We start from the raw sequence: 19,883 nt of genomic DNA, 5'->3' as shown, positions 1-19,883 counted from the left end.
GCGGGCGTCTGTAGCAAGGGTCCGCTTCGCCGTCACAGCCATCAAGACGGAATCCATCGTCATCCTCAGAGGAAATCATGAGTGCAATCGTAGATATCATCGGCCGCGAGATTCTGGATTCGCGCGGTAATCCCACTGTCGAGTGCGACGTGCTGCTGGAATCGGGCACGATGGGCCGCGCGGCGGTCCCGTCGGGCGCCTCGACGGGTTCGCGCGAAGCGATCGAGCTGCGCGACGGCGAAGCCGGCCGCTACAACGGCAAGGGCGTGCTGAAGGCGGTCGAGCATATCAATACGGAAATTTCCGAAGCGATCATGGGCCTCGACGCCTCGGAACAGGCATTCCTCGACAAGACGCTGCTCGAACTCGACGGCACCGACAACAAGTCGCGTCTCGGCGCGAACGCGATGCTGGCCGTCTCGATGGCCGTCGCGAAGGCCGCCGCCGAAGAGGCGGGCCTGCCGCTGTATCGCTACTTCGGCGGGTCGGGCGCGATGCAGCTGCCGGTGCCGATGATGAACATCGTCAATGGCGGCGCGCACGCCAACAACAGCCTGGACATCCAGGAATTCATGATCGTCCCGGTCAGCCAGCCGAGCTTCCGCGAAGCGCTGCGCTGCGGCGCCGAGGTGTTCCATGCGCTGAAGAAGATCCTGTCGGATCGCGGCATGAGCACGGCGGTCGGTGACGAAGGCGGTTTCGCGCCGAACTTCGGCAGCAACGACGAGTGCCTGTCCACCATCCTGCAGGCGATCGAGAAGGCCGGCTACCGTGCCGGCGAAGATGTGCTGCTCGCGCTCGACTGCGCGGCCTCCGAGTTCTACCACGACGGCAAGTACCAGCTCGCGGGCGAGGGCCTGCAACTGTCGTCGTCCGAATTCGCCGACTACCTCGCCGCGCTGGCCGACAAGTTCCCGATCGTCTCGATCGAGGACGGCATGCACGAAAGCGACTGGGACGGCTGGAAGATCCTGACCGAGCGTCTCGGCAAGAAGGTGCAACTGGTCGGCGACGATCTGTTCGTCACCAACACGCGGATCCTCAAGGAAGGCATCGAGAAGGGCATCGCGAACTCGATCCTCATCAAGATCAACCAGATCGGCACGCTGACGGAAACCTTCGCGGCGATCGAGATGGCCAAGCGCGCCGGCTACACGGCCGTGATCTCGCACCGCTCGGGCGAAACGGAAGATTCGACGATCGCCGACATCGCCGTGGGCCTGAATGCCGGCCAGATCAAGACCGGCTCGCTGTCGCGCAGCGACCGCATCTCGAAGTACAACCAGCTGCTGCGCATCGAGGAAGACCTCGGTGACATCGCCAGCTACCCGGGCAAGTCGGCGTTCTACAACCTGCGCTAACGCGCTACTATCCGGACTTGTCATCCTTGTCGCCGCTTCGCGTGTGTCGTGAAGCGGCGCTTCTTATATCTGCGGCTTGTAAATGCGGCTTGTCACTGTCGTCCTGATCGCCTTGCTGGTGTTGATTCAGTACCCACTGTGGTGGGGGCATGGCGGCTGGCTGCGTGTTCACGAATTGCGCCAGCAGCTGCTGGACCAGACGCAGAAGAACGCCGACGAGAAGCTGCGCAACGAGCGGATCGCAGGCGAGGTGCAGGACCTGCAGAACGGCACGGCGGCCATCGAGGAGCGCGCGCGCTACGAAATGGGGATGGTCAAGGACGGCGAGGTGTTCGTGCAGTTCGTCTCGCCGAATTCGCCTGCGTCCGCGACGCCGGCCGACAATTCCACGGCCTCGCTGACGAACCACGGAGATACCACCGGCTCGCCGGTGCGGGTCGTGCCGAATCCCGTCTCGCGGGCGAAGCCGGAGCGACACCACGGCCACGGCGCCGCGCACTGAGCGCCAGCCGGCAGGATCAAAAAAACGCGACCCACGGGTCGCGTTTTTCATGCGTGAATCGATGCCTGAAGCCCGCGCCGCCGGGCCGCGCGCCTCACCAGCCCCAACCCCAGCCGGGATAACCGTAGCCGGCGCCCCAGCCCGAATTCCAGCCGCCGTAATAACCACCGTAGTAGACGGGCGTGGGCGCGTAGTAATAGGTGCGTGCGAGCGCATCGGCCGCGATCGCTTCGTTCTGCTCGCGCAGCACCTGCTTGTCGATCGCGTCGTAGCGCTTGCGTTCGGCGGGCGTGAGCACCGTGCCCGGCGCGGCCGCCGCGCCGGGCTGGCCCTCGGGCAGCCGGCTCAGCACCGTCGAGGTGGGCGGCACCACGCAGCCGGCGAGCGTCACGGCGAGCGCGACGGCGGCCAGCGACGGCCGGACCATGCCCATGGCGCGCACGGCGCCATGGCGGACAAAGCGGATCTTGGACTTCATGCTGGCTTCTCCTTCGGCGCGCGCCGCATGCTGCTCAGTGGCGCTGTTCGCTCGCCGGCGCGACGCCGGCGCCGAGTTCCGGCGTCACGAACAGCTGTTCGACGTCGACCGGATCGAACTCGTAGCGCTGGTTGCAGAACTCGCAGTGGATTTCGACGTGGCCGCGCTCCTCGATCACGCTGTCCACTTCCTCGCGGCCCAGCATGCGCAGCATCCCGCCGACCTTCTCGCGCGAGCAGGTGCATTGGAAACGCGTGCCGGCCGGCTCGAAGTGGCTCACGTTCTCCTGCCAGAACAGACGCCGGAACACCGTCTCCGGTTCCACCTCGAGCAGCTCTTTCGACGACAGCGTGCTGCCGAGCGTGCAGACGCGTTCCCAGGTGTCGGCGTCGGGTGCGTCGGCGCGCGGCACGATGCCGCCGTCGCCGGGCAGCTTCTGCAGCAGCATGCCGACCGCGCGCTCGCCGTTGGCCGCGAGCCAGAGCCGCGTGTCGAGCTGCTCCGAGTGGTGCATGTAGTGTTCGAGCACGCGCGCGACCGATTCGAGCGGGCCGTCGTGGTCGCTGAGTGGCACGATGCCCTGGTAGGGCTGCTGGCCCGGCTGCTTGTCGGCCGGGTCGAGCGTGATCACGCAGCGGCCGTGGCCGCTCGCGTTGACGAGTTCGGCGAACGGCATCTCGTCGCCGAGCGTCTGCTCGGCGCCTTCGGAAAGCTTCGCGGTGGCGCGGATCGACAGGTCCGAGCCGCACTGCACGACCAGCATCTTCACCGGACCGTCGCCGTAGATCTGCATGATGAGCGTGCCGTTGAACTTCAGGTTCGCGGACAGCAGCGCGCAGGCGGCCATCATCTCGCCGAGCACGTTGCGCACGGGCGCCGGATAGGCACGGCGCGTCAGGACTTCCTGCCAGGTGTTGCGCAGCGAGACGATCTCGCCGCGCACCGGCGCCGTGTTGAACATGAATTTCTGTAACTGGTCGCTCACTTCGGTTCCTCGATTGTCGGACAGCGGCGGCGCGGCGATCAGCCGATCCGCACGAGCTGTTCCTTGAAATACACGCGTCGCTGCGCGTAGTTTTGCGTATTGGTGCGCATCCGCGCGATGTCCTCGTCGGTCAGCGTGCGAACCACCTTGGCGGGCGCCCCCAGAATCAGCGAATTGTCCGGAAAGGTTTTGCCCTCGGTCACCACCGCGCCCGCGCCGACCAGACAGTTGCGGCCGATCACTGCGCGATTCAAGACCACCGCCTGGATTCCGATCAGCGAACCCTCGCCGATCGTGCAGCCGTGCAGCATCGCCTGATGGCCGATCGTCACGTCGCGCGCGACCGTCAGCGGGCAGCCCGGATCGGTGTGCAGCACCGCGCCTTCCTGCACGTTGCTGCCCTGGCCGATCACGATCGGCTCGTTGTCGCCGCGGATCGTCGCGCCGAACCAGACGCTCGCGTTCTCCTCGAGCACGACCTTGCCGATGATCGCCGCGGTATCCGCGACGAACACGCTTTCATGAATGGTCGGGGCGTCGTCGCCGAGCTTGTAGATGGTCACGTTGTCTCCTGGGTTCGCGGCCGGGCCGGTATTGCGCGCCGGTACAATATGCGTGGCGCGCCGGGTTGCCGCCGGGCCGCCACCGTGTTGCGAGGGGTCATGCGCGGGTTGCGCACGCCGTGATCCGCCATTGTAAATGCTTGCGTGGTTTGGCCGCGCACGCTGTTCCGGCGCTGTTTTCATGTCCGACCCGAATTCCCTGTCCGAACCCGCTTCGTGTGCCCGCGCCACCGCGCTGGCCGCGCTGCTGGAAACCGATCCGGCCGCCAAGGCCGGGCAGGCGCGCGCGCTGCATGCGGCGTTGCTCGCCGGGCACGTCCGGCTCGACGCCGCGCGCCGTTTCGAGCCGCCGGCGGCGCTGCCGGGGCGCCCGGCGCGGCCCGAGCTGGTCGAGGCGCGCCTGCTGCGGCGCCGCTCGATGCGCTCGCCGGAAGGGCGTGCCACGCTGCTGCACGCGCTCGCCCATATCGAATTCAACGCGATCAACCTCGCGCTCGACGCGGTCTGGCGCTTCGCCGGCATGCCCGAAGCGTTCTACGCGGACTGGCTCAAGGTGGCGGCCGAGGAGGCCTGTCACTACTTGCTGCTGGTCGGGCGCCTGCGCGACTACGGCCACGTCTACGGCGACTTCCCGGCCCACGACGGCCTCTGGGAGATGTGTGAGCGGACCGCCGGCGACGTGCTGGCGCGCATGGCGCTCGTGCCGCGCACGCTCGAGGCGCGCGGGCTCGACGCGTCGCCACCGATCCGCGCGCGGCTCGCGCAGGCGGGCGACGACGCCTCCGCGGCGATTCTCGACGTGATCCTGCGCGACGAGATCGGCCACGTCGCGATCGGCAACCGCTGGTTCCGCCATCTCTGCGCGCAGGCAGGGCTCGACGCGCATCCAACCTACCTGCGGCTTGCCGCGCAATACCACGCGCCACGCCTGCGCGGTCCGTTCAACTTCGACGCGCGCCGCGACGCCGGTTTCGACGAGACCGAACTGGCCGCGCTGGTCGCCCAGGACCGCGACGCGTCGCCACCGGCCACGGCGTGAGCGTGCGCTCCGACGCCGGGCCGGCGCGCCTCGCCGGCTAGAGAAGTGCCTCGACACGCGCGCGCCCTGTGCCTGCCGGGGCGCATCGTCGGGCCGTCGTCGATATAATCGAACGATCATTCTTTTTTGGCGGCCGCGATGATCCGAACCCAATCCGATTCCGTTTCCGAATTCGTGACCGTGCGCGGCGTGCGGCTGCACGTGCGCCGCTGGGGCCGCCCCGATGCCCCGACGCTCTACATGCTGCACGGCTGGATGGACGTGGCGGCCTCGTTTCAGTTCGTGGTCGACGCGCTGGCCGGCGACTGGCAGGTGATCGCTCCGGACGCGCGCGGCTTCGGGCTGTCGGACTGGCCGGTGGCCGCGCAGGGCGGCGGACACTACTGGTCCAGTGACTATCTCGGCGATCTCGACGCGTTGATCGACCACTACACGCCGGCCGGCGAGGCCAACCTGGTGGGCCACAGCATGGGGGCGAACGTGGTGTGCCTGTACGCGGGCGCGCGGCCTGAGCGCGTGCGCCGCGTGGTCGATCTGGAGGGCTTCGGGCTCGCGCCGCCGCCGGCCTCGCTCGCGCCGGTGAGGCTGCGCGGCTGGCTCGACGACCTGCGCGAACCGCCGCGGCTGATGAGCTATGCCTCGCTCGCCGAGGTGGCCGGGCGCCTGATCAAGACCAATCCGCGGCTCGCGCCGGAGCGCGCCGCGTTCCTCGCCCACCACTGGTCGCGCCGCGAGGCGGACGGCCGCTACCATCTGCTCGCCGATCCGGCGCACAAGCAGATCGGCCCGTTGCTGTACCGGCTCGACGAGGTGATGGCTATCTGGTCGCAGGTGAGCGCGCGCGTGCTGCATGTCGAAGCCGTCGATTCGCCGATGCTGCGGCGTCTGGCCGGCGACATTCCGCTCGACGAATTCAGGGCACGCTTCGCCGCGTTTCCCGACTGGCGCGAGAAACACGTCGAGGATGCCGGCCATATGGTCCACCACGACCAGCCGGAGCAGATCGCCGCCCTGATCGAGGCGTTCTGCGCCTGACGCCAGACCGGCCGACGAGAAGCCGGCGGCGGGGCGCCGCGGCGATCGCGCGACCTTGCAGTAGAATGACCGGATGCGCCCGACACCGACCATGAACGCCGATCTGCACTGCCATTCCAACGTTTCCGACGGCCATTTCGCGCCCGCCGAGGTTGCCCGGCGCGCCCATGCGGCGGGCGTGACGCTCTGGGCGCTGACCGATCACGACGAGATCGGCGGCCAGGCGGCCGCGCGCGAGGCGGCCCAGGCGCTCGGCATGCGTTATCTGAGCGGCGTCGAGGTGTCGGTGACCTGGGCCTCGCGGACCGTGCATGTGGTCGGCCTGAATATCGATCCGCTCAATCCGGCGCTCGTCGACGGCCTCTACCAGACTCGCAACGGCCGCGCCGGGCGCGCGAAGGAGATTGCCGAGCAGCTCGCGGCGATCGGCATTCCCGGCGCCTATGAGGGCGCGCTGCGCCACGTATCGAATCCGGACCTGATTTCCCGTACCCATTTCGCGCGGTTCCTCGTCGAGGCCGGTTACGCGGCCTCGACCTCGGAGGTGTTCGCGCGCTATCTCGGCGACGGCAAGCCCGGCTTCGTGCCGCACCGCTGGGCCACGCTCGCCGACGCGGTCGGCTGGATCCGCGCGGCGGGCGGCGAGGCCGTGATCGCGCACCCGGGCCGCTATCCGTACACGCCGGTCGAGTTTGGCGCGCTGTTCGGCGAGTTCATCGACCTGGGCGGCCGCGCGATCGAAGTCGTCACGGGCAGCCACACGCCCGATCAATACCGGGAATACGCGGATGTGGCGCGGCGTTACGGCTTCGAGGCGTCGCGCGGTTCCGATTTCCATGCGCCCGGCGAGAGTGTCGTCGAGCTCGGCAGCCTGCCGCCGCTGCCGCCGGACCTGACACCGGTCTGGGAGCGCTGGCTCTGACCCGATCCAAGACCGCGCCACGTTCAGCGCGGCGCGTCCCCGGCGCATGAGGCGCACGGGCGGCGCTCCTCCTCAGCAAAGTCCCCATGTCCCAGTTCTTCAGGATTCATCCGGAAAACCCGCAGTCGCGGCTGGTACGCCAGGCGGTCGAGATCGTGAAGCAGGGCGGCGTGATCGCCATGCCGACCGATTCGAGCTACGCGCTCGCCTGCCAGCTCGATGACCGCGCGGCCGTCGAACGCGTGCGCCGCATCCGAGGCCTCGACGACAAACAACTGCTGTCGCTGCTGGTGCGCGACCTGTCCGAGCTCGCGAATTTCGCGATGGTCGACAACCACCAGTACCGGCTGATCAAGTCGGTCACGCCCGGCCCCTATGTGTTCGTGCTGCAGGCCACCAAGGAGGTGCCGCGCCGGCTCTCGCATCCGTCGCGCAAGACGATCGGGCTGCGCGTGCCGGATCACGCCATCACGCTGGCGGTGCTGGAGGCGCTCGGCGAGCCGCTGCTCGGCACCACGCTGATCCTGCCGCCCGATACCGATCCGCTCAACGATCCCGAGGAGATTCGCGAACGCCTCGAGAAACAGGTCGATCTCGTGATCGACGGCGGCGCGTGCCCGCGCGAGCCGTCCACGATCGTCGACCTGACGGGCACCGAGCCGGTGCTGGTGCGAGCCGGGCGCGGCCCGCTCGAGCCGTTCGGACTTAGCGCGGACGCCTGAGCGCGCGCCTTCTCACACGCCGTAACGCGAGCCCCGGTATTTCGGTGTCCGCGTTTCGGCGTTCGACTTTTCCTGCTTGTTACAATACCGCGCTATGGACAACCTGATTCAGACGATTGCCGTCTACGCATTGCCCGTGATCTTCGCGATCACGCTGCATGAGGCCGCGCACGGCTATGCCGCGCGCCTGCTCGGCGACAACACCGCCTACGCGCTCGGCCGCGTGTCCTTCAATCCGATGCGCCACATCGATCCGATCGGCACGATCGCGATGCCGCTGGTGCTGTATTTCCTGACGAGCGGCGCGTTCCTGTTCGGCTACGCGAAACCGGTGCCGGTGGCGTTCCGCAACCTGCGCAACCCGCGCTGGGGCAGCCTGCTGGTGGCGGCCGCCGGCCCCGCCTGCAATCTGGTGCAGGCACTGCTGTGGGGTTTCGTGGCCGTCGGCCTCGCGGTCACGCAGATCGACGAACCGTTTTTCACGCGGATGGCCGCGGCCGGCATCGGCACCAATCTCGTGCTTGCCGCGCTGAACCTGTTTCCGCTGCCGCCGCTCGACGGCGGGCGCGTGCTCGCGGCGCTGCTGCCGCCGCGCCAGTCGATCGCGCTCTCGAAGCTCGAGCCCTACGGCTTCTTCATCGTGCTGATCCTCGTCTCGACGGGCCTGCTGACGAAGATCTGGCTGCGTCCGCTGGTCGACCTTGGCCAAACCGCGCTGGCGGCCATCCTGAATCCCCTTGCTTCGCTTTTCTTCTAAAACATAATCATGTTCCCCGATCGTATCTTTTCCGGCATGCGTCCCACCGGGTCGCTCCACCTCGGCCATTACCACGGTGTGTTGAAGAACTGGGCGAAGCTGCAGTCCGAGTATCCGTGCTTCTTCTGCGTGGTCGACTGGCATGCGCTGACCACGCACTATGAAACGCCCGAGGTGATCGAGAAGAACGTCTGGGAAGTGCTGATCGACTGGATCGCGTCCGGCATCGACCCGACCCAGGCCACGCTGTTCATCCAGAGCAAGGTGCCGGAGCACGCCGAACTGGCGTTGCTGCTCGGCATGAGCACGCCGCTCGGCTGGCTCGAACGCGTGCCGACCTACAAGGAGCAGATCGAGAAGCTGCGCGACAAGGATCTGTCCACCTACGGTTTCCTCGGTTATCCGGTGCTGATGGCGGCCGACATCCTGCTCTATCGCGGCTCGCTGGTGCCGGTCGGCGAGGATCAGGTGCCGCACGTCGAGATGACGCGCGAGATCGCGCGCCGCTTCAACTACCTGTACGGCCGCGAGAAGGGCTTCGAGGAGAAGGCGCTCGAGGCTGCGAAGAAGCTCGGCGGCAAGCGCGCCAAGCTCTATCACGAACTGCGCAACGCGTATCAGCAGGAGGGCGACGACGAGGCGCTCGAACAGGCGCGCGCGATGTTGCAGGAGTCGCAGAGCCTGTCGATGAGCGACCGCGAGCGGCTGTTCGGCTATCTCGAGGGCGCGCGCAAGATCATCCTGGTCGAGCCGCAGGCGCTGCTGACCGAGGCGTCGCGGATGCCGGGGCTCGACGGCGGCAAGATGTCGAAGTCCTACGGCAACACGATCGGGCTGCGCGAGGACGCCGAGACCATCACGAAGAAGGTCCGCACCATGCCGACCGATCCGGCCCGCGTGCGCCGCACCGATCCGGGTGACCCCGAGAAGTGCCCGGTCTGGCAGTTCCACCTCGTCTACTCGGACGACACCACGCGCGAGTGGGTGACGCAGGGCTGCAAGTCGGCCGGCATCGGCTGCCTCGACTGCAAGCAGCCCGTCGTCGAAGGCATCCTGCGCGAACAGCAGCCGATGCTCGAACGCGCGCAGAAATACATGGACGATCCGTCGCTGCTGCGCGCGATCGTGGCCGACGGCTGCGACAAGGCACGCAAGCACGCGGTCGAAACGATGCGCGACGTGCGCGACGCGATGGGCCTGTCCTACAACTGAGCGGGCGGGACGTTCCGATGACGATGTCCGTTCCCGGCGACACCGCGGCTTCGCAGGCCGTGGCTGACGCCGCAGCCGCGCCGTCGCGCTGGATCGCCGCGTGGTCGCATCTGGTCGCGCCGGGCGGCGCGGTGCTCGACGTCGCAGCCGGCCAGGGCCGGCATGCGCGCTGGTTCGCCTCGCGCGGCCATCCGGTGCGGGCGCTCGATCGCGATCCGGCCGCACTCGCGACGCTGGCCGCGCTCGACGGTGTCGAGGCCCACGCGGCCGACCTCGAAGGCGCGCCGTGGCCGCTGCCGGCCGGGGTGCGGTTTTCCGCCGTAGTGGTCACGAACTACCTGCATCGCCCGCTGCTGCCGCGGCTCGTCGAAGCGGTCGCGCCGGGCGGCGTGCTGCTCTACGAAACCTTCGCGCGCGGCAACGAAACGCTCGGCAAACCGTCCAACCCGGCGTTCCTGCTCACACCCGGCGAACTGATCGACGCGGTGCGCGGCGAGTTGCGCACGATCGCGTTCGAGGACGGTTACGTCGATCGTCCGCGGCCGGCGTTCGTGCAACGAATCTGCGCGGTGCGGGAGCACGCCGCGCAACAAGGGGCGGGATTTCCGCGTTACGGACTGCTCGGGTAATCCGCTACAATCGACGTTTATTGAGTTTACTTTCATTGCGTTTCATGGCTAACGGCACTCAAGACGGTATTCAATTCCGCGGCAGCATTCCCGCGATCGTGACCCCGATGCTCGAAGACGGCAGCCTCGATCTGCCGGCCTTTCGCAAGCTGATCGACTGGCACATCGAGGAGGGGACCAACGGGCTCGTCGTGGTGGGCACGAGCGGCGAATCGGCGACGCTGTCGGTCGACGAGCACGTGCTGACGATCAAGACGGCGGTGGAGCACACGGCCAGGCGGATCCCGATCATCGCGGGCGCGGGCGGCAATTCGACCTCGGAAGCGATCGAGCTGGCGCGCCACGCGAAGTCGGTCGGCGCCGACGCCACGCTGCAGGTCGTGCCGTATTACAACAAGCCGACGCAGGAAGGCATGTTCCGCCACTTCCAGGCGATCGCCGAGGCGGTCGACCTGCCGGTCATCCTCTACAACGTGCCGGGCCGTACCGTGGCCGACATGGCCAACGAGACGATCCTGCGCCTCGCCGAGGTGCCGGGCATCGTCGGCGTGAAGGACGCGACCGGCAACATCGATCGTGCCGCGCAACTGATCAAGGCGGCGCCGGCCGGCTTCGGCATCTACAGCGGCGACGATCCGACCGCGATCGCGCTGATGCTGCTGGGCGGCCACGGCAACATCTCGGTCACGGCCAATGTCGCGCCGCGCGCGATGAGCGAGCTGTGCCGCGCGGCGATCGCCGCCGACGCGAAAACGGCCCGCGAGATCCATCTGAAGCTGCTGTCGCTGCACAGGCACCTGTTCGCCGAGGCGAACCCGATTCCGGTGAAGTGGGCGCTGCAGGAAATGGGCAAGATCCGCGGCGGCATCCGCCTGCCGCTGACGCCGCTCGACGAGCGCTATCACGATGTCGTGCGCGGTGCGCTGCGCGAAGCCGGCATCGTTTAACCGATCCGGGCGGCCGCGCCGCCCGGACTTTCGATCCACTCCGACTCCTGTCCGGCCCGCCGGCATCGCGCGTCACATGCCTTTAGCAAGACGAAGGATTTCATGAAACATTTCGCCTTTTCCTCTCGCGCCCTCCAGGCGTCCGTGATGGTGCTCGCGCTCGGCGCGCTGGCCGGCTGCGATACGCTGAACGACTACCTCGCGCCGGACCGGGTCAACTACAAGGCGACCGGCTCGGCGCCGCCGCTGGAGGTGCCGAAGGATCTGACCTCGGTGCCGGTCAACCCGTCCTACATCGCGCCGCCGACCAACGCCGGTCTCGGCTCGCTGCCGCAGCGCGCGGTCACCGCGGCCGGCAACGCGACGGAAGGGCAGCCGAGTGCGCAGGATCCGTTCGGCATGCACGTCGAGCGTGACGGCGACCGCCGCTGGCTCGTCGTCGACGGCCGCACGCCGGAGCAGCTCTGGCCGCAGCTGAAGGACTTCTGGGCCGACAACGGCTTCGCACTGAAGACCGACGCGCCGCAGACGGGCATCATGGCGACCGACTGGGCCGAGAACCGCGCGAACATCCCCGACGACTGGTTCCGCCGCACGATCGGCCGCGTGATCGATTTCGCGTATTCGTCGGGCACGCGCGACAGCTTCCGCACGCTCGTCACGCGCGCATCGGACGGCTCGACCGACATCTCGATCACGCACAGCGCGATGGAGGAAGTGCTGACCGGGCCGCAGGGCGGTGATGCCTCGCGCTGGGTCGAGCGGCCGCGCAATCCGGTGCTCGAGGCCGTGTTCCTCGCCAAGCTGATGGAGAAGTTCGGGCTGACCGACGCGCAGGCCAAGCAACTGCTGACCGACGCGCGCCCGGCCACGGCGCCGGCGAAGGTGGTCGATACGAGCTCCGGCGCGACCACGCTCGATCTGGCCGAATCGTTCGAGCGGGCCTGGCTGCGCGTGGGCCTCGCGCTCGACCGCACCAACTTCGCCGTCGACAACCGCGACCGCGCCAAGGGCGTCTACATGGTCCGCTACGCGAATTCGGCCGAGGAACTGAAGCGCGAAGGCGTGTTCGGCAAGCTGTTCTTCGGCGGCCCGAGCGCGGCCAAGCCGGGCAAGGAGTTCTTCGTCAGCGTGCGCGCCAACGGCGACGCGCAAACGCAGGTCGCCGTGGTGGACGAGAACGGCCAGGTCGACAATTCGGCCGATGCGCAGCGCATCATCAAGCTGCTGCACGCGCAACTGAACTGAGCGCGTGAGATTCACGAGCCTCGGCAGCGGCAGCGAGGGCAACGCGCTCGTCGTCGAGGCCACGTCGGGCACCACGACCACGCGCGTGCTGCTCGACTGCGGTTTCTCCGCCAAGGAAATCGACCGGCGCCTGACGCGCGTCGGGCTCGCCTCCGACGAACTCGACGCGATCCTGATCACGCATGAGCACAGCGATCACATCGGCAGCGCGCTGACGCTGGCCCGACGTTTCGGACTCCCGTTGTTCATGAGCTGGGGCACCGCGCGTGCGGTGGGCGCTGATGCGGCCGACGTCGACCTGCACGTGATGTGGGGCGACGAAACGACGCCGATCGGCGATCTGGAAATTCATCCGTATACGGTGCCGCACGACGCGCGCGAGCCGCTCCAGTTCGTGTTCTCGGATGGCGCGGCGCGGCTCGGCGTGCTGACCGACGCGGGCATGTCCACGCCGCATCTGTGCACCGTGCTGAGCGGCTGCGACGCGCTCGTGCTGGAGGCCAATCACGACGTCGCGATGCTGGCCGGCAGCCGTTATCCGGCCTCGCTGAAGGCGCGCATCGGCGGTTCGCACGGACACCTTAGCAATGACGCCGCGGCCGCGATCCTCGCCTCGCTCGACCGGGCTCGCCTGCGGCACCTGGTGGCCGCGCACCTGAGCCAGCAGAACAATCTGCCCGAGCTCGCGCAGGCGGCCCTGGCGGCGGCGCTGGGCGGCGCGCCAGGCGACGTCACGGTGGCCTCGCAGGACGACGGCTTCGGCTGGCTGAGCCTCTGATCGGCCCGCCTGCGGCCGTGCCGCGTTCCCGCTTCAAAACTTCAAAACTTCAAAACGTCTGAATGAAAAAAAACCGGCCCAGGAGGCCGGTTTTTCGTATCAGCGTGAGCTGATGAGCGCTTACTGGCTCGCGCCCGAAGCCGGAGCTGCAGCCGATGCGCCAGCGTCCGATGCCGGAGCAGCAGCAGCGGATGCCGAAGCGGCGTCGCTCGCAGCAGCGGCCGTGCTCGACGCTGCGTCCGAAGCAGCCGTAGCCGCCGACGAAGCAGCCGAAGCTGCTGCCGATGCGTCGCTAGCAGCCGACGAAGCGGCTTGGTCCGAGCTCTTGTTGCACGCAGCGAGTGCAACGGCGGCCAACAGGGAAGCTACGAGGAGGGATTTCTTCATGATCACGTCCTTTTATGGTTAAAGGTAAGCAACAGCGCGAAACGATACCGGTAATGTGCTCCAACACCGACCTGGGCCGCTGGTGGAGATGCACTGCCAGAGCGTGAATCTTCCCTACGGCTTGGGCGGAAATTATATGCACTTTCGTATCGACCGTCGACAAATGCGGGGTCAATACGTTGTCTTTCCCATACAAGTTTGACTGGTATGGGCTCCTGCGAAGGCAACCTTACGACAGGTCGCCCAGCCTGATCCAGCCCGCACAATACCACTCGTGCAGCAAGGCTGTCATGAGGGGGTGGCGGGAGTGTGTTACAAAGCGTTTCGCCCCCAGATGACGTTGATCGGCCAATTCCGGCAGCCATTTCGCGTTGCCGGCGAGCGGATTTTCTTCGCCATTGATGAAGTACGATCGCGCGTTATACAGCAATGCCGCTTTTCTGTCGAGGCGCACGCCACGGCGGCGGGCCTCGGCGATGAACGCGGCCTCGCCAAGCGGTTTGTCCGGGGCGTCGAACACCACGTTCGACTTCGGTTCGCTGAGGTAGCTGCCGAGGAAATTCTCGACGTCGCGCGTGGTCCAGCGGATCCCCTTCAGAATCGTCTCGACGCGCTCGACCAGCGCGGCCGGCAGTCGCGCCGGATCGGTGACGGGCGGCTGCGCGGGATCACGATAGAGTTCGCCGGCGCGCGCGCTTTGCCGCAGCGCACCACGTTCCGCGAGGTAATAGAGGAACTGCCCCGTCAATTCCCCCGCGGACGGGGCGCGAAAGCCGATCGAGCAGGTCATGCATTCGCCCTCCGCGATGCCGTCATGGGCGATGTGCGGCGGCAGGTACAGCATGTCGCCGGGCTCGAGCACCCACTCGTCGGTCGGCTCGAAACGTTCGAGCACCTTCAGCGGCAGATCCTCGCGCAGCGTCAGGTCCTCCTGCGCGCCGATGCGCCAGCGTCGCCGGCCATGCACCTGCAGCAGGAACACGTCGTAGGAATCGAAGTGCGGGCCCACGCCGCCGCCGTCGGTCGCGTAGGAGATCATCAGGTCGTCGAGGCGCGCGTCGGGGATGAAGCGAAACCGTTCGAGCAGCGCGCGCGCGGCATCGTCGTGCAGGTCCGCGCCTTGCACCAGCAGCGTCCATTCGCGCTTCTTCACGGACGGCAGCGCATCGGGCTCGAACGGTCCCTGCGCCAGTTGCCATCTGTTACGAAAATGGGTGATGAGTCGCGATTCGGCGTCGTAATCGGCGGCCAGCTCGAACAGCGCGTCGCGCGAGAGCGGCGGGACGACGCCCGGGATCGCCTGGCGGATCAGCAGCGGTTTTTTCTGCCAGTAGCGGCGCATGAATTGCGACGGCGTGAGGTTGCCGAGCAGCGGCGTGGCGGTATCGGGCTGGGGCGCGCCGGAGGCGGCTCGGGCAGCGCCTGTCGGTTCGGTTTCGGACCGTTGGGACATCGTATAATGCGGCTGGTAATTGGGAGATTTGGATGAAAATCGCAAAAAACACCGTCGTGTCGGTTGCATACAAGCTGTCTGACACTCAAGGCAACCTGATCGAAGAGAGCGACGAGCCGATGGTCTATCTGCACGGCGGCTATGATGGCACGTTCCCCAAGATCGAGGAACAACTCGACGGGCAGGAAGCGGGCTTCGAGACGCAGGTTCAGCTGGAGCCGCAGGATGCGTTCGGCGATTACGATCCGGAGCTCGTGAAGATCGAGTCGCGCGACCGTTTCCCCGAGCCGCTCGAAGTCGGCATGCAGTTTGAAGGCACACCTGAGGACGGCGACGAGGAAGTCGATTCGCTGATCTACACCGTCACCGACATCGCCGAGGACAAGGTCGTGCTCGACGGCAACCACCCGCTCGCCGGCATGGCGCTGCGTTTCGCGCTGTCGGTCAAGGACGTGCGTGCGGCCACCGAGGACGAGATCGAACACGAGCACGCGCATGGCGCGGAAGGTCTTGAGATCGTCGATGAAGATGAAGAGGATGACGACGAGGACGACGCGTCGGCGCAAGGCCGCACGCTTCACTGAGTCGCGGGCCGCGCTGGTCACGGATTGACCGGCGCGCGCCAATAACGATTCAACGCGGGGCGGCCGGGCGGGAAGTTCGCCAGTCGTCGCGTTCCGGCAGGGCCGGCATCGATGCCGGCAGGCTGCCCGGCACGGAGACGGGGAGGTTGCCCGATCCGGTCGATACGCCGGACGACGCACCGGATGAGGCGCCGCTCGAGGCCGTTTGCGGCGGCAACGTGCCGCTCGCGGCCGAGTCCGGAATCTCGGGCAGCGCGGGGATTTCCGGCATCGGCGGCAACGGCGTGTCGTCGTGCGGCGTCAGCGGCAACGCGGGCGGCACCGGCAGGTTGCTCGGTACCTCCTGCACGCTCACTCCGAACATCGGCCGCCGCGCCGGATTCACCGTGATCCTGATCCATTGCACGAGCCGCTCGCGCGGCGCGATCGCGATGCGCGTCAGGTTATTGATGCGGTCTCCTTTTTCGTCGTGCAAGGGCTGGTCGATGCGAAAGCCGCCGCGCAGCGGCTCGTCGTTCGCGTGGATTACCAGGATCGTGCCGTGGAACGCCGCGGCCGCCTTCACCAGCGCGCGCTTGAACTCCAGAAAGCCGTCACGGCGCGTGTGCCCGAATCGCAGCCACGCGAACCGCTCGCGCTCGTAGTGTTCGAACTGCGGATCGCCCTCGATCAGGATCACCAGCGCGCGCGCATTGCGGCGCCTGGCGAACTCGGCCGAATGATCGATCCAGAACGCGTTGGCGATCGCGCGATCCTCGAATTCCCCGTTGCGCCCGCCCGCCGTCAGGTAACGATTGTTCGGCGAGGGCGCGTTCATCGCGACGAACACCGTGTCGCCCTGCGTCCAGCGGATGTTCTCGCGGAACGGGCGAAAGCGCGCGACTTCGCTCTCGCGCGTCAGCGGCTGCGGCGTCACGCCGAACGATTCGGAATCCGGCAGGAATGTCTGGCGCAGGTAGTCGAGCCGCTCCACCGCGTCGTAGCCGCCGTTCTCGCGCGCCGCGCAGGCGGCCCAGTCGGCCTGCCCGGGAACGTAGAACACCGGCACGCGCGATGCCTTCAGGATCGCGAAGCGCGCGTCGTAGACCGCATCGCGGCAGACTTCGCGCGGGCCTTTCAGGTTGCCGTCGTAGACGACGAAGGCCACGCCGCGGTCGCGCGAGATCGCGTCGAGCACGCGCTGCGCGCCCGGTTCGTCGGCCGGGCCGACCAGCACGCCGGACAGCACCGCGAACGCATAGCCGGGCTCGACGCGATCGCGCGCGACCGCGGCCGGCGCCGCTCTTGCGGTGACCGCGGCCGTGGCCAGCGCCGCCGCAAGCAGCACCGCGGCCACGGCGGGCGTGGCGCGCGGGCGGCGTGGAGGCGCGTCAGTGCGCCGTCTCATCGTCGGCGCGCCTGCCGGCGAGCGCGTGCAGTTCATAGAGCAGGTCGAGCGCCTCGCGCGGCTTCAGATCGTCGGGATCGATGCCGCGCAGGCGCGTCAGCGCCGGATGCGGTTCGGCCGGCGGCGCCTCGTGGATCTCGGCGGCGGGGCGGCCGTAGTCGGGTTCGTCGTCGTAGACGGGCGGCGGCGCCGCGAACAGGTCGAGCTGCGGCGTGGGCTGGCCCGCCGACTGCTGTTCGAGATGGGCGAGGTGCTTGCGCGCCGCGCGGATCACGGCGGGCGGCACGCCCGCGAGCTGCGCCACCTGCAGGCCGTAGCTCTGGTTCGCTGGCCCTTCGTTGACCGCGTGCAGGAACACGATGCCGTGGCCGTGCTCGACCGCCGACAGGTGGACGTTGGCCGCATGCGGAAATTCGGCCGGCAGCTGCGTGAGTTCGAAGTAGTGCGTCGCGAACAGCGTGTAGCAGCCGTTGTGCGAAAGCAGGTGGCGCGCGATCGCCCAGGCCAGCGCGAGGCCGTCGAAGGTCGAGGTGCCGCGGCCGATCTCGTCCATCAGCACGAGGCTATGCGGCGTGGCGTCGTTGAGGATCGCCGCGGCCTCGGTCATTTCCACCATGAACGTCGAGCGGCCGCCCGCCAGATCGTCGGCCGCGCCGATGCGCGTGAAGATCCGGTCGATCGGGCCGAACGTGGCCGACTTGGCCGGCACGTAGCTGCCGACGTAAGCCATCATCGCGATCAGCGCCGTCTGCCGCATGAAGGTCGACTTGCCGCCCATGTTCGGGCCGGTGATCAGCAGCAGCTTGCGATCGTTGCCGAGCCGGCAGTCGTTCGCGATGAACTGCTCGACCTGGGCCTCGACCACCGGATGGCGGCCCTGCTCGATGTCGATGCCGATCTCGTCGGAGAAGCGCGGCGCGACCCAGTCGAGCTCGCGCGCGCGTTCGGCGAACGCGCCCAGCACGTCGAGCTCGGCCAGCGCGCCGGCCACCCGCTGGCAGTCCTCGATGAACGGCAGCAGCGATTGCAGCAGCGCGTCGTAGAGCGCCTTTTCGCGCGACAGCGCGCGTTCCTGCGCCGACAGCGCCTTGTCCTCGAAGGTCTTCAGCTCGGGCGTGATGTAGCGCTCGGCGTTCTTCAGCGTCTGGCGGCGGCGATAGTCGTCGGGCACCTTGTCGGTCTGGCCGCGCGTGACCTCGATGTAGAAGCCGTGGACGCGGTTGAACTCGACGCGCAGGTTCGGTATGCCGGTGCGCGCGCGCTCGCGCGCTTCGAGATCGATCAGGAACTGGCCGCAGTTCTCGGAGATGTCGCGCAACTCGTCGAGTTCGGCGTCGTAGCCGCGCGCGATCACGCCGCCGTCGCGCACCATCGCGGCCGGCTCCGGCGCGATCGCGCGCGCGAGCAGGTCCGCACAGCCGGCGGGCGGCTCCAGCGCCGCTTCGAGGCGCGCGAGCGTGGCGGCGTGCTGCGTGATCGGGGCGACCAGCTCGCGAAGCGCCGGCAGCGCGGCGAACGTGTCGCGCAGGCTCGACAGGTCGCGTGGGCGCGCCGACAGCAGCGCGAGGCGGCCCGTGATGCGTTCGACGTCGGCAATCTGGCGCAGCGCGCGGCGCAGGTTGTCGAGGCTCGCTTCGCCGGCTGCTTCGAGCAGCGCGCCGATCGCCTGCTGGCGGCCCTGCGCTGCCACCGAGGCGCGCGGCGGATGGTGCAGCCAGTGGCGCAGCAGGCGGCTGCCCATCATCGAGCAGCAGGTGTCGAGCAGCGAGTAGAGCGTGGGCGACTCGGTGCCGCGCAGCGTTTCGGTCAGTTCGAGATTGCGGCGCGTGGCTGGATCGAGGCCGATGTATTCCGATTCCGTCTCGACCTTGAGGCTGCGCACGTGGCGCAGTTGCTGGCCCTGGGTGGACGCCGCGTAGAGCAGCAGCGCGCCGGCCGAGCCGCAGGCGCTCGTCAGCGAGTGCGCGCCGAAGCCTTCGAGGCTGGCCACGTCAAGCTGGCTGCAGAGCCGCTGGGTGCCCGAGGCGACGTCGAAATGCCAGACCGGCACGCGCGTGACCGCGCCGGCGCCGGGCGGCACCGTCTCGATCGCGCCGTCGGCCGCGAGGATTTCGGCCGGGCGGATCCGTTCGAGCGCCGCACCGAGTTCGTCCGGCGCGATCTCGGCGAGCCGCAGCGCGCCGCTCGCGAGGTTCAGCCAGGCCAGGCCGATGTTGCTGACCACGCCGCGCTTGTTGTGGCCGAGGCTCAGCGCGAGCAGGAACACGTCGGCCTTGTCGGACAGCAGCGCCGCGTCGGTCAGCGTGCCGGGCGTGACGACGCGCACCACCTTGCGCTCGACCGGGCCTTTCGAGGTGGCCGGATCGCCGATCTGTTCGCAGATCGCCACCGATTCGCCGAACTTCACGAGCTTCGCCAGATATTGCTCGACCGCGTGATGCGGCACGCCCGCCATCCGGATCGGATTGCCGCCCGAGGCGCCGCGCTGCGTCAGCGTCAGGTCGAGCAGTCGCGCGGCCTTTTCTGCGTCGTCGTAGAACAGCTCGTAGAAGTCGCCCATCCGGTAAAAGACGAGCGTGTCCGGGTGCTCGCTTTTGATGCGCAGGTACTGCTGCATCATTGGCGTGTGGTTCGCTGTCGAGATATCGGCTGGTGCGGCGGATGAGGCGGTCATGAGCTTCCGGAAAGAGAGTGCTTTGCGTGGCGAGTTTACCAGTGCGGCGGCGGGGCGGTGCGGCGACTGGCCGTGTGGGCGAGGGGACGCTTGTCGCGGGGCGGACGCGCATTTTCGCGCATCACCCGTTCCGGCGGGTGGCGCAGGACACTGCGCGGATTCGTGGCCCGGGATGTTTGGCGGGCCCCGGTGACGCCCTTCGTCGGCCCTCCGGGGTGGG

General features: G+C 68.0%; 20 protein-coding genes. 14 read left to right on the top strand and 6 right to left on the bottom strand.

Annotated features, from left to right (window positions below; genetic code table 11):
* Positions 1–77 precede the first annotated feature (77 nt).
* Both eno and ftsB read left to right on the top strand, forming a co-directional pair.
* Positions 78–1,361, top strand: coding sequence for a phosphopyruvate hydratase (eno, locus tag bpln_RS12745; protein ID WP_042625464.1), 1,284 nt, complete (start codon positions 78–80; stop codon positions 1,359–1,361).
* 82 nt (positions 1,362–1,443) lie between these two features.
* A complete protein-coding gene (gene ftsB / locus bpln_RS12740) occupies positions 1,444–1,863 on the top strand; it encodes a cell division protein FtsB (RefSeq protein WP_042625463.1) in 420 nt (139 codons plus the stop codon).
* Positions 1,864–1,957: 94 nt separating this feature from the next.
* Here ftsB and bpln_RS12735 read toward each other — a convergent pair whose 3' ends face one another.
* From bpln_RS12735 to bpln_RS12725, 3 genes are all read right to left on the bottom strand, one after another.
* Positions 1,958–2,296, bottom strand: coding sequence for a hypothetical protein (locus tag bpln_RS12735; protein WP_162487026.1), 339 nt, complete (start codon positions 2,294–2,296; stop codon positions 1,958–1,960).
* A 79-nt stretch (positions 2,297–2,375) separates the two neighbouring features.
* Positions 2,376–3,326 carry an Hsp33 family molecular chaperone HslO gene (hslO, locus tag bpln_RS12730; protein ID WP_042625462.1) on the bottom strand — a complete coding sequence of 317 codons (951 nt, stop codon included), beginning with the start codon at positions 3,324–3,326 and terminating at the stop codon, positions 2,376–2,378.
* 38 nt (positions 3,327–3,364) lie between these two features.
* The gene (locus tag bpln_RS12725; protein ID WP_042625461.1) at positions 3,365–3,889 is read right to left on the bottom strand and encodes a gamma carbonic anhydrase family protein; all 525 of its coding nucleotides are present in this window, start codon (positions 3,887–3,889) and stop codon (positions 3,365–3,367) included.
* 181 nt (positions 3,890–4,070) lie between these two features.
* On the opposite strand from bpln_RS12725, the gene bpln_RS12720 reads away from it, so the two are divergent.
* The 11 genes from bpln_RS12720 (at position 4,071) to bpln_RS37055 (ending at position 13,587) form a co-directional block, all read left to right on the top strand.
* Positions 4,071–4,928, top strand: coding sequence for a ferritin-like domain-containing protein (locus bpln_RS12720; RefSeq protein WP_055138982.1), 858 nt, complete (start codon positions 4,071–4,073; stop codon positions 4,926–4,928).
* 138 nt (positions 4,929–5,066) lie between these two features.
* Complete coding sequence (locus bpln_RS12715; RefSeq protein ID WP_055139526.1) at positions 5,067–5,963, top strand: alpha/beta fold hydrolase; 897 nt, start codon at positions 5,067–5,069, stop codon at positions 5,961–5,963.
* Positions 5,964–6,054: 91 nt separating this feature from the next.
* Positions 6,055–6,885, top strand: a complete 831-nt coding sequence (locus tag bpln_RS12710) for a 3',5'-nucleoside bisphosphate phosphatase (RefSeq protein WP_055139525.1) — start codon at positions 6,055–6,057, stop codon at positions 6,883–6,885.
* An 86-nt stretch (positions 6,886–6,971) separates the two neighbouring features.
* The gene (locus bpln_RS12705) at positions 6,972–7,607 is read left to right on the top strand and encodes an L-threonylcarbamoyladenylate synthase (protein WP_042625459.1); all 636 of its coding nucleotides are present in this window, start codon (positions 6,972–6,974) and stop codon (positions 7,605–7,607) included.
* Positions 7,608–7,701: 94 nt separating this feature from the next.
* Complete coding sequence (locus bpln_RS12700; protein ID WP_042625458.1) at positions 7,702–8,364, top strand: site-2 protease family protein; 663 nt, start codon at positions 7,702–7,704, stop codon at positions 8,362–8,364.
* Positions 8,365–8,373: 9 nt separating this feature from the next.
* On the top strand, positions 8,374–9,576 hold the full coding sequence (locus bpln_RS12695) for a tryptophan--tRNA ligase (protein ID WP_042625457.1): 1,203 nt from the start codon (positions 8,374–8,376) through the stop codon (positions 9,574–9,576).
* 17 nt (positions 9,577–9,593) lie between these two features.
* Entirely contained in the window at positions 9,594–10,205 is a 612-nt protein-coding gene (locus bpln_RS12690; protein ID WP_148654015.1) for a class I SAM-dependent methyltransferase, read from the top strand.
* A gap of 44 nt (positions 10,206–10,249) precedes the next feature.
* The gene (gene dapA / locus bpln_RS12685) at positions 10,250–11,152 is read left to right on the top strand and encodes a 4-hydroxy-tetrahydrodipicolinate synthase (protein ID WP_042625455.1); all 903 of its coding nucleotides are present in this window, start codon (positions 10,250–10,252) and stop codon (positions 11,150–11,152) included.
* Between the two features lie 102 nt (positions 11,153–11,254).
* Positions 11,255–12,400: an outer membrane protein assembly factor BamC gene (gene bamC, locus bpln_RS12680; RefSeq protein WP_055138981.1), complete on the top strand. Its 1,146-nt coding sequence runs from the start codon at positions 11,255–11,257 to the stop codon at positions 12,398–12,400.
* Between the two features lie 4 nt (positions 12,401–12,404).
* Positions 12,405–13,178 carry an MBL fold metallo-hydrolase gene (locus bpln_RS12675; RefSeq protein WP_042625453.1) on the top strand — a complete coding sequence of 258 codons (774 nt, stop codon included), beginning with the start codon at positions 12,405–12,407 and terminating at the stop codon, positions 13,176–13,178.
* Between the two features lie 112 nt (positions 13,179–13,290).
* Positions 13,291–13,587, top strand: coding sequence for a hypothetical protein (locus bpln_RS37055; protein ID WP_162487020.1), 297 nt, complete (start codon positions 13,291–13,293; stop codon positions 13,585–13,587).
* A 207-nt stretch (positions 13,588–13,794) separates the two neighbouring features.
* On the opposite strand, the gene bpln_RS12670 is transcribed toward bpln_RS37055, so the two are convergent.
* The gene (locus tag bpln_RS12670; RefSeq protein WP_055138980.1) at positions 13,795–15,018 is read right to left on the bottom strand and encodes a cupin domain-containing protein; all 1,224 of its coding nucleotides are present in this window, start codon (positions 15,016–15,018) and stop codon (positions 13,795–13,797) included.
* Between the two features lie 32 nt (positions 15,019–15,050).
* On the opposite strand from bpln_RS12670, the gene bpln_RS12665 reads away from it, so the two are divergent.
* Positions 15,051–15,602: an FKBP-type peptidyl-prolyl cis-trans isomerase gene (locus bpln_RS12665; RefSeq protein ID WP_042625451.1), complete on the top strand. Its 552-nt coding sequence runs from the start codon at positions 15,051–15,053 to the stop codon at positions 15,600–15,602.
* Between the two features lie 49 nt (positions 15,603–15,651).
* Here the strand turns inward: bpln_RS12665 and bpln_RS12660 are convergent, their stop codons facing one another.
* Together bpln_RS12660 and mutS are read right to left on the bottom strand one after the other, a co-directional pair.
* Positions 15,652–16,989 carry a hypothetical protein gene (locus bpln_RS12660; RefSeq protein WP_082465334.1) on the bottom strand — a complete coding sequence of 446 codons (1,338 nt, stop codon included), beginning with the start codon at positions 16,987–16,989 and terminating at the stop codon, positions 15,652–15,654.
* Positions 16,973–19,663, bottom strand: coding sequence for a DNA mismatch repair protein MutS (mutS, locus tag bpln_RS12655; RefSeq protein WP_055138978.1), 2,691 nt, complete (start codon positions 19,661–19,663; stop codon positions 16,973–16,975). Before mutS ends, bpln_RS12660 begins: the two co-directional genes overlap by 17 nt.
* Positions 19,664–19,883: the final 220 nt, after the last annotated feature.

The sequence above is a fragment of the Burkholderia plantarii genome, assembly GCF_001411805.1.
GTDB classification, from domain to species: Bacteria; Pseudomonadota; Gammaproteobacteria; order Burkholderiales; family Burkholderiaceae; genus Burkholderia; species Burkholderia plantarii.
This window is presented reverse-complemented; position numbering and strand designations above follow the sequence as displayed.

Bases quoted from the DNA above. Each gene is read 5' to 3' on its own strand.
- bpln_RS37055 (WP_162487020.1), top strand. From the start codon at position 13,291: ATGAGCGCTTACTGGCTCGCGCCCGAAGCCGGAGCTGCAGCCGATGCG.
- bpln_RS12670 (WP_055138980.1), bottom strand. From the start codon at position 15,018: ATGTCCCAACGGTCCGAAACCGAACCGACAGGCGCTGCCCGAGCCGCC.
- ftsB (WP_042625463.1), top strand. From the start codon at position 1,444: ATGCGGCTTGTCACTGTCGTCCTGATCGCCTTGCTGGTGTTGATTCAG.
- bpln_RS12660 (WP_082465334.1), bottom strand. From the start codon at position 16,989: ATGAGACGGCGCACTGACGCGCCTCCACGCCGCCCGCGCGCCACGCCC.
- bpln_RS12710 (WP_055139525.1), top strand. From the start codon at position 6,055: ATGAACGCCGATCTGCACTGCCATTCCAACGTTTCCGACGGCCATTTC.
- bpln_RS12700 (WP_042625458.1), top strand. From the start codon at position 7,702: ATGGACAACCTGATTCAGACGATTGCCGTCTACGCATTGCCCGTGATC.
- mutS (WP_055138978.1), bottom strand. From the start codon at position 19,663: ATGACCGCCTCATCCGCCGCACCAGCCGATATCTCGACAGCGAACCAC.
- bpln_RS12720 (WP_055138982.1), top strand. From the start codon at position 4,071: ATGTCCGACCCGAATTCCCTGTCCGAACCCGCTTCGTGTGCCCGCGCC.
- bpln_RS12695 (WP_042625457.1), top strand. From the start codon at position 8,374: ATGTTCCCCGATCGTATCTTTTCCGGCATGCGTCCCACCGGGTCGCTC.
- eno (WP_042625464.1), top strand. From the start codon at position 78: ATGAGTGCAATCGTAGATATCATCGGCCGCGAGATTCTGGATTCGCGC.
- bpln_RS12690 (WP_148654015.1), top strand. From the start codon at position 9,594: ATGACGATGTCCGTTCCCGGCGACACCGCGGCTTCGCAGGCCGTGGCT.
- dapA (WP_042625455.1), top strand. From the start codon at position 10,250: ATGGCTAACGGCACTCAAGACGGTATTCAATTCCGCGGCAGCATTCCC.
- bpln_RS12715 (WP_055139526.1), top strand. From the start codon at position 5,067: ATGATCCGAACCCAATCCGATTCCGTTTCCGAATTCGTGACCGTGCGC.
- bpln_RS12665 (WP_042625451.1), top strand. From the start codon at position 15,051: ATGAAAATCGCAAAAAACACCGTCGTGTCGGTTGCATACAAGCTGTCT.
- bamC (WP_055138981.1), top strand. From the start codon at position 11,255: ATGAAACATTTCGCCTTTTCCTCTCGCGCCCTCCAGGCGTCCGTGATG.
- bpln_RS12735 (WP_162487026.1), bottom strand. From the start codon at position 2,296: ATGGGCATGGTCCGGCCGTCGCTGGCCGCCGTCGCGCTCGCCGTGACG.
- bpln_RS12705 (WP_042625459.1), top strand. From the start codon at position 6,972: ATGTCCCAGTTCTTCAGGATTCATCCGGAAAACCCGCAGTCGCGGCTG.